The following is a 6763-nucleotide window of genomic DNA, read 5'->3' on the forward strand; positions in this document are numbered from 1 at the left end:
GCAAAGGGCCTATTCCGGGTTGCCGAAGATCTACGGCAACCGCTCGAGCGCGTGCTGGTAGGGCTCGCTGCGCATCAGTTCATCCCACTCCAGAGCCGGCGCAGCGGGCAGCAGCGAGCGGCGGCGCGCTTCACTCGCGCCGCGCGGCGACCAACGGCCGCGCACCACCGCTTCCGAGAGGCCATCGAGCAAGGCGTCGATCGGCGCACCGCCCTCGAGCGACTGGTTGCACAGCAGCACCAGGTCGCAGCCCGCCTCGAGTGCCGCCAGCGCCGCCTCGGTGTGGCTCACCGCTCGGCCATCGAGCATGCGCGCGCCCGCCATCGACAGGTCGTCGCTGAATACCGCGCCGGTGAAGCCGAGGCGCGCGCGCAAGATGTCCTCGAGCCACACCCGCGAAAAGCCCGCGGGCCGCGCATCGACCTTCGGATAAATCACATGCGCGGGCATCATCGCCGCCAGCGTGCTCGACAGCCAACCGTAGGGCGCCGCGTCGGCAGCCAGCAGGGTGCGCAGCCCGCGCGGATCGACCGGAATGTCCACATGCGAATCCGCGCGCACATAACCATGCCCCGGAAAGTGCTTGCCGCAGTGCTGCATGCCTGCGCGCAGCAGGCCATGCATGAGGCTCTTGGCCAGCAGCGTCACGACGCGCGCGTCGCTGTGAAAGGCGCGGTCGCCAATGACGCTGCTGCGCGAGGCGCCGGTGCGCCCGTCCGGCCAATCGAGGTCGAGCACGGGCGTAAAGCTCAGGTCGACCCCACAGGCGCGCAGCTCGGCGCCGAGCACATAGCCCGCCGCGCTGGCCGCGTCTTGCGCGCGCAAAGCACCCGCCCCGACCGGCCCCTTGCCGTCATCCATCCACATCTCGCCGAAGGCGCGCATCGGCGGCAGATGCGTGAAGCCGTCCTCGCGAAAACGCTGCACACGGCCGCCTTCATGGTCCACGCAGATCAACAAATCCTCGCGCACGTCCTTGATCGAAGCGCACAGTTCGGTCAGCTGGTCGCGGCTTTGCCAGTTGCGCGCGAACAAAATCAGGCCGCCCGTGAGCGGATGCGCCAGCCGCCGCCGGTCGTCCTCGGTCAGAGCCGTCCCGGCGATGTCGATGATGATGGGTGCGCCAAAATCCATGAGCTGTATACTTTCTTTTTGATAGCAATGAACGTCCATTTCACGCCGGCAATGCAGCAGAAATGGCTAAAAATCCGGCGACGGCTCGGCCGAGTGCATGCGCGGGGCCAAAGTGCCTGGCCTCAGAGGCTGGCACGGCGCTGCTCGACAATGCAATAAGCACAGGCCATGTCCCCTTCGTCGCTCACGCTCAGGTGCGCCACCAGGCCGCGCGCGGCGCACCACTGCGCCAAGGCGCCGTGCAGCACCACCGTGGGCTGACCGCTGGGCAGGCGGCCCACTTCGCAGTCGCGCCAGCGCATCGGGGCGCGCAGCCCGAGCCCGATGGCTTTGCTGAAAGCCTCCTTGGCGGCAAAGCGCGTGGCGAGAAAACGCGTGCCGCGTTCCGGCCAACGCGCGCTGCGCTGGCGCCAGGTCGCCAATTCGCCTTCGGCGAGGATGCGCTCGGCAAAACGCTCCCCGTGCCGGGACAGCGCCGCAGCGATGCGCCGCACATCGCACAAATCGGTTCCGATGCCGTAGATCATTTCAAGCTTCGGCGCGCGCGATGCAATCGAGATAGGCGCGCACCGTGGCGTCATAACCGAGCTCGAGCGCATCGCTGATGAGCGCGTGGCCGATCGAGACCTCGCGCACGCCAGGCACCTGGCGCAGGAAGTCGGTGAGGTTGTCGCGATTGAGGTCGTGGCCCGCGTTGACCTCGAGTCCCGCGTCCAGCGCCGCCAGCGCCGCGGCCCGGTAGCGCTCGAGCTGCTCGGTTTCACTCGCGTGACCATAGGCGGCGGCGTAGGGCTCGGTATAGAGCTCGATGCGATCGGCGCCCACCGCACGGGCAGCCGCCATCTGCTCGGGCACGGGGTCCATGAACAGGCTCACCCGCACGCCCAGCGTCTGGCACTCATGGATCAGCGGCCGCAGGCGCTCGGCGTCGTCGGGGAAAGTCCAGCCGTGGTCGCTCGTGAACTGGCCCTGCGCGTCGGGAACGAAGGTCGCTTGGTGTGGCCGCACCGCGCGGATGAAGTCCATGAGGTTGTGAAACGGATTGCCCTCGATGTTGTATTCGCGGCCCGGCCAGTCCTGCAGCAGCTCGGCGAGTTCGTACACATCGTGGGCACGGATGTGCCGCTCGTCGGGCCGCGGGTGAACCGTGATGCCGTGCGCGCCCGCCGTCAGACACAGCGTGGCCGCGCGCGTGACGCTCGGAATGCCCAGATGACGCGTGTTGCGCACCAAGGCGACCTTGTTGAGGTTGACGGAAAGGGCCGTGTGTTTCATGTGGGACTCGAGGGAGCGCAGCGGAAAGGGTCAGAGGGCTTGGAGGTCGATGAGCATCTGCCGCGTGCGCAGCGTGCCCACCCCGCAATGGTAGGTCAGCAGCCGCCGCAACTGCGCGCGCAGCGCCGCAGGCATCGAAGCACAGACCTGCAGCAGCGCCGGATAGGGCGGATCGGTGTCCAGCGCGGCCTGCAGCGCCCGCCAGTGCCGTGCCTCGAGCGCGGCCGTGTCGTCGTCGTGCGCGACCCGGATGCCGCCCTCCGGCACGAGGCAATACAGGCTTCCCTCGTGCAGCGGCTCGAGCGTGAGCGTCTGCAGGTCGAGCTGCGGCAACAGCCCGATCTCACGCAGCAGCAAAAGCTCGAAGGCCCGCAAGGCTGCGGGGTCGCTGTCGACCCGCGGCTCGGCCAGCGCGCGCACCGTGGCCGCGTAGGCGTCGAACAGGCCCGGATGGGGATCATCGCGGGCGAGCAGACGCAGCAGCAGCTCATTGAGGTAGTAGCCCGCGAGCAGCGCGTCCCCCGTGGGCATGACATGGCCGCCCACCCATTCGGCCGCCTTCAGGGTGCGAATCTCGGCGTCACCCCCAAAGCTCAGCCGCAGGGGTTGCAGCGGCAGCAACACCGGGCGGAAATTGGAACTGGGGCGCTTGGCCCCCTTGGCCACCAGCGCCACCCGCCCCTGATGGCGGGTAAAGACCTCGAGAATCAGGCTCGCCTCGCTCCAGTCATAGCGGTGCAGCACGTAGCCGGGCTCGTCGGCGATGCGTTTCATCGGCGGCAGCGACCCCCGAGGCGAACCTCACTCGTAGCCAAAGGACCGCACCCGCGCCTCGTCGTCGGCCCAGCCGGAACGCACCTTGACCCACAACTCGAGGAACACCTTGGCGTCGAACAGCCGCTCGAGCTCCTGCCGCGCCTCGGTGCCGATGCGCTTCAAGCGCTCGCCTTTTTCGCCGATGACCATCGCCTTGTGCCCCTCGCGCTCGACCACGATCGTCGCAGCGATGCGCACCAATCGCTGATGGGTGCGCCCGGGCTCCTCTTCGAAGCGCTCGACGAGCACCGCCGAGGTGTAGGGCAGTTCGTCGCCGGTCAGGCGAAAGAGCTTCTCGCGCACGATCTCGCCGGCCAGAAAACGCTCGCTGCGGTCGGTCAGTTCGTCCTCGCCGTACCACCAGGGCTGCTCGGGCAGATAGCGCTCACAGACCTGCAGCAGCCGCTCGACATCCTTGGGGTTTTTTGCCGACATCGGCATGAATTCCGCAAACGGATGCCGCTCCTGCATCGACTTGAGCCAAGGCGCGAGCGTGGCGCGCCGGTGCACGGAGTCGAGCTTATTCGCCACCAGAACGACCGGAATGCCGGGTTTGAGCAAGGCAAGCACCTGCGCGTCGGCCAGGGTGAAGCTGCCGGCCTCGACGACGAAGAGCACGAGGTCCACGTCGTCGACCGCACCCAAAACCGTCTTGTTGAGCGACTTGTTGAGCGCCGTGTGATGCCGCGTCTGAAAGCCCGGCGTGTCGACGAAGACGAACTGCGTCGCGTCCCGGGTGCGGATACCGGTGATGCGATGGCGCGTGGTCTGCGCCTTGCGCGAGGTGATGCTGATTTTTTGCCCCACCAGCGCATTGAGCAGCGTGGATTTACCGACGTTGGGCTTGCCCACGATCGCAATCAGCCCACAGCGCTGCCCACCCGCCTCCGGCTGCTGCGGCGTGGCAGCGATCGCCTCGGAGGCCGACGCCTCGACCGGTGACACGGAACCGCCGCCCGGGGTCACGCTGGCCGCGGCCGCCTTGGTGGACGCCGGGTCGGCATCGGGAATCAAGGACTCGGTGTTCATCGCGGGGGGTGGTTCTCGAGTTGGACCAGCATCGCTGCCGCGGCCGCTTGTTCGGCCGCCCGACGCGAGGGGCCGGTGCCGGTGGCGCTGCGCTTGAGCGCCGCGACCTGACACTCGACTTCGAAGGTTTGTTGGTGTGCGGCGCCATACGTCGCCAGCACGCGGTACAGCGGCAAAGCCATGCGACGCGCCTGCAGCCACTCCTGCAAACCGGTCTTGGGGTCTCGCGCCGCCGCTTTCATTTCAGGGCGAATGTCCACGTGCCGAAACAGCCGACGCACCAAGGCGTTGGCCGCATCGAACCCCGCGTCCAGGTAAACCGCGCCGAGCACGGCTTCGAGCGCGTCGGCCAGGATCGACGGTCGCTGCTTGCCGCCCGAGCGCTGCTCCCCCTCGCCCAAGCGCAACATCGACGACAGATCGAGGCCGCGCGCCAATTCGGCGAGCGTTTCCTGCCGCACCAGGTTCGCCCGCACGCGCGAGAGATCGCCCTCGGGCAAACCGCTCAGGCGCTCATACACCAGATGGGCAACCGCCAGGTTCAGCACGGAGTCGCCGAGAAACTCGAGCCGCTCGTTGTGGTCGGCACTGAAGCTGCGGTGGGTCAGCGCGCGCTGCAGCAAGGCCTCATCTTTGAACCGATAAGCCAGACGCTGCTGCAGCAGTTCCAAGGGCGCCGCCTCCATGCGCGCCGCCGCGTGTCCCGGGGCACTCACGGCGCGCTGCTGCCGCGGTACTTGAGCAGCAAGTACGCCGGGCCGACGAGGTGGATTTCCTTGTTGTAGGCAAAGCGCACCACGACCCGGTCGCCCTCTTTCGTGATGTCGAGGTCGTTGGGCGTGACCGAGGTGATGTCATCGACTTCGGTGGCGCGTTGGAAGATGTTGCGCACCTCGGCCACCGTCGTGCCTTCGCTGGCCTTTTTCACGGCTTTCTTCACCGCCAGATATTCGACGACCGTCGGGAATACCTGCGCCCCGACGACCATCACACTGCCCACCACGGCGGCGACGAACAACATGCCGATGAACGTGATGCCGCGCTGGTGTCGGCCCAAACCGCTCCGGGTGATCCTCATGGTCTGCTCCTCCGATGCTCGATGGGCGCTTGCCTCAATCCGCCCTTGCCTCACTGAAACGATCCGATCCGGTTGAGCTTGCTGAAGCTCATCCAGATGAAAAACGCCCGCCCGACGATGTTGGCGTCCGGGACAAAGCCCCAATAGCGGGAGTCGAGCGAATTGTCGCGATTGTCGCCCATCATGAAGTAGTGGCCCTCGGGCACGCGGCAAACCACGCCTTCGACGCTGTAGCGGCAATGGTCGCGGAACCGGAAGTCGCTGGCCCCGAGCACCATGGCTGGGCGATCCGGGTCGTTGAGCAAGCGGTGCGCGCGGCCGTCGAGCGTCTCCTCGAACTGGGGGAAGTAGCGCATCGCGTCCTCGTCGAAGAAGTCGGGCAAGGCGCGGGTGGGCACAGGCTGACCGTTGATGGTCAGCCGCTTGTTGAGGTAAGCCACCTCATCGCCCGGCACGCCCACGACCCGCTTGATGTAGTCCACGCTGGGTTTGGGCGGGTAGCGAAACACCACCACGTCGCCGCGCCGCGGTGGCGTGCCTTCGGTGATCTTCGTGCGCAGCACCGGCAGCCGCAGGCCATAGGTGTATTTGTTCACGAGAATCAAGTCGCCGACGAGCAGCGTCGGGATCATCGAGCCCGAAGGAATCTTGAACGGCTCGACCACGAAGGAGCGCAGCAGAAACACCGAGACGATCACGGGGAACAGCCCGGCGGTCCAATCGAGCCACCAGGGCTGCATCAAGAGCCGCTCGCGCGCCGCTTCGACGGGTGCGGAGGCGTCGCTCACCAGCCCCAGGCGCTCGTGTTCGGCCCGCCGTGCCTCGGCCTCTTGCTCGAGCCTTGCGGCCGCCGCGCGCCGCGCGGGCAGGAAATGCCACCGCTCGGCCACCCAGTAGAGCCCCGTCACGAGTGAGGCAGCAAAGAGCAGCAGTTCGAAGTTCCCTTCGATCCAACCCAAGTACCAAGCCCCTGCGTAAGCGGCAAAGGCAGCCAGAATCGCGCCAGTGAGGACAGGCATTTAATCTTCCACCTGCAAGATCGCGAGGAAGGCTTCCTGCGGGACTTCGACCGAGCCGATCTGTTTCATGCGTTTCTTGCCTGCTTTTTGTTTTTCGAGGAGCTTGCGTTTGCGGGTGATGTCACCGCCGTAGCATTTTGCCAGCACGTTCTTGCGCAGCGCCTTGATGGTTTCGCGCGCGATGATGTTCGAGCCGATCGCGGCCTGGATCGCCACATCGAACTGCTGGCGGCTGATGATCTCGCGCATCTTGGCCACCACCGCGCGGCCGCGGAACTGCGCCTGCGTGCGGTGCACGATGATGGAGAGCGCATCGACCTTCTCGCCGTTGAGCAGGATGTCGACCTTCACCACGTCCGACGCCCGGTATTCCTTGAACTCATAGTCCATCGAGGCGTAGCCGCGGCTGACC

The 6763-nt window shown here is 66.6% G+C and carries 8 protein-coding genes and 1 pseudogene; all 9 read right to left on the reverse strand.

The annotated features are described in order from the left end of the window. Positions 1–30 precede the first annotated feature (30 nt). A complete protein-coding gene (nagZ, locus tag JHC36_RS06195; RefSeq protein ID WP_287917153.1) occupies positions 31–1134 on the reverse strand; it encodes a beta-N-acetylhexosaminidase in 1104 nt (367 codons plus the stop codon). Between the two features lie 122 nt (positions 1135–1256). Beyond that, positions 1257–1661 (reverse strand): holo-ACP synthase, encoded by a 405-nt coding sequence (acpS, locus tag JHC36_RS06200; RefSeq protein WP_287917156.1) that lies wholly within the window; start codon positions 1659–1661, stop codon positions 1257–1259. A gap of 1 nt (position 1662) precedes the next feature. Further along, a complete protein-coding gene (locus tag JHC36_RS06205; RefSeq protein ID WP_287917159.1) occupies positions 1663–2409 on the reverse strand; it encodes a pyridoxine 5'-phosphate synthase in 747 nt (248 codons plus the stop codon). 30 nt (positions 2410–2439) lie between these two features. After that, entirely contained in the window at positions 2440–3192 is a 753-nt protein-coding gene (gene recO / locus JHC36_RS06210; protein ID WP_503006926.1) for a DNA repair protein RecO, read from the reverse strand. 18 nt (positions 3193–3210) lie between these two features. After that, entirely contained in the window at positions 3211–4254 is a 1044-nt protein-coding gene (era, locus tag JHC36_RS06215) for a GTPase Era (RefSeq protein WP_287917165.1), read from the reverse strand. After that, positions 4251–4940, reverse strand: a complete 690-nt coding sequence (gene rnc / locus JHC36_RS06220; protein WP_124224070.1) for a ribonuclease III — start codon at positions 4938–4940, stop codon at positions 4251–4253. The genes era and rnc overlap by 4 nt, the downstream gene beginning before the upstream one ends. A gap of 26 nt (positions 4941–4966) precedes the next feature. Next, positions 4967–5332 carry a DUF4845 domain-containing protein gene (locus JHC36_RS06225; RefSeq protein WP_124224003.1) on the reverse strand — a complete coding sequence of 122 codons (366 nt, stop codon included), beginning with the start codon at positions 5330–5332 and terminating at the stop codon, positions 4967–4969. Positions 5333–5382: 50 nt separating this feature from the next. Beyond that, entirely contained in the window at positions 5383–6351 is a 969-nt protein-coding gene (gene lepB / locus JHC36_RS06230; RefSeq protein ID WP_287917169.1) for a signal peptidase I, read from the reverse strand. Further along, positions 6352–6763: pseudogene (locus JHC36_RS06235) on the reverse strand (elongation factor 4); the annotation flags it as partial.

The sequence above is a fragment of the Tibeticola sp. genome (genome assembly GCF_022759015.1).
Taxonomy (GTDB): Bacteria; Pseudomonadota; Gammaproteobacteria; order Burkholderiales; family Burkholderiaceae_C; genus Tibeticola; species Tibeticola sediminis.

Coding starts and splice junctions, on each gene's coding strand:
- nagZ (WP_287917153.1), bottom strand. CDS start 1,134: ATGGATTTTGGCGCACCCATCATCATCGACATCGCCGGGACGGCTCTG.
- acpS (WP_287917156.1), bottom strand. CDS start 1,661: ATGATCTACGGCATCGGAACCGATTTGTGCGATGTGCGGCGCATCGCT.
- JHC36_RS06205 (WP_287917159.1), bottom strand. CDS start 2,409: ATGAAACACACGGCCCTTTCCGTCAACCTCAACAAGGTCGCCTTGGTG.
- era (WP_287917165.1), bottom strand. CDS start 4,254: ATGAACACCGAGTCCTTGATTCCCGATGCCGACCCGGCGTCCACCAAG.
- rnc (WP_124224070.1), bottom strand. CDS start 4,940: ATGGAGGCGGCGCCCTTGGAACTGCTGCAGCAGCGTCTGGCTTATCGG.
- JHC36_RS06225 (WP_124224003.1), bottom strand. CDS start 5,332: ATGAGGATCACCCGGAGCGGTTTGGGCCGACACCAGCGCGGCATCACG.
- lepB (WP_287917169.1), bottom strand. CDS start 6,351: ATGCCTGTCCTCACTGGCGCGATTCTGGCTGCCTTTGCCGCTTACGCA.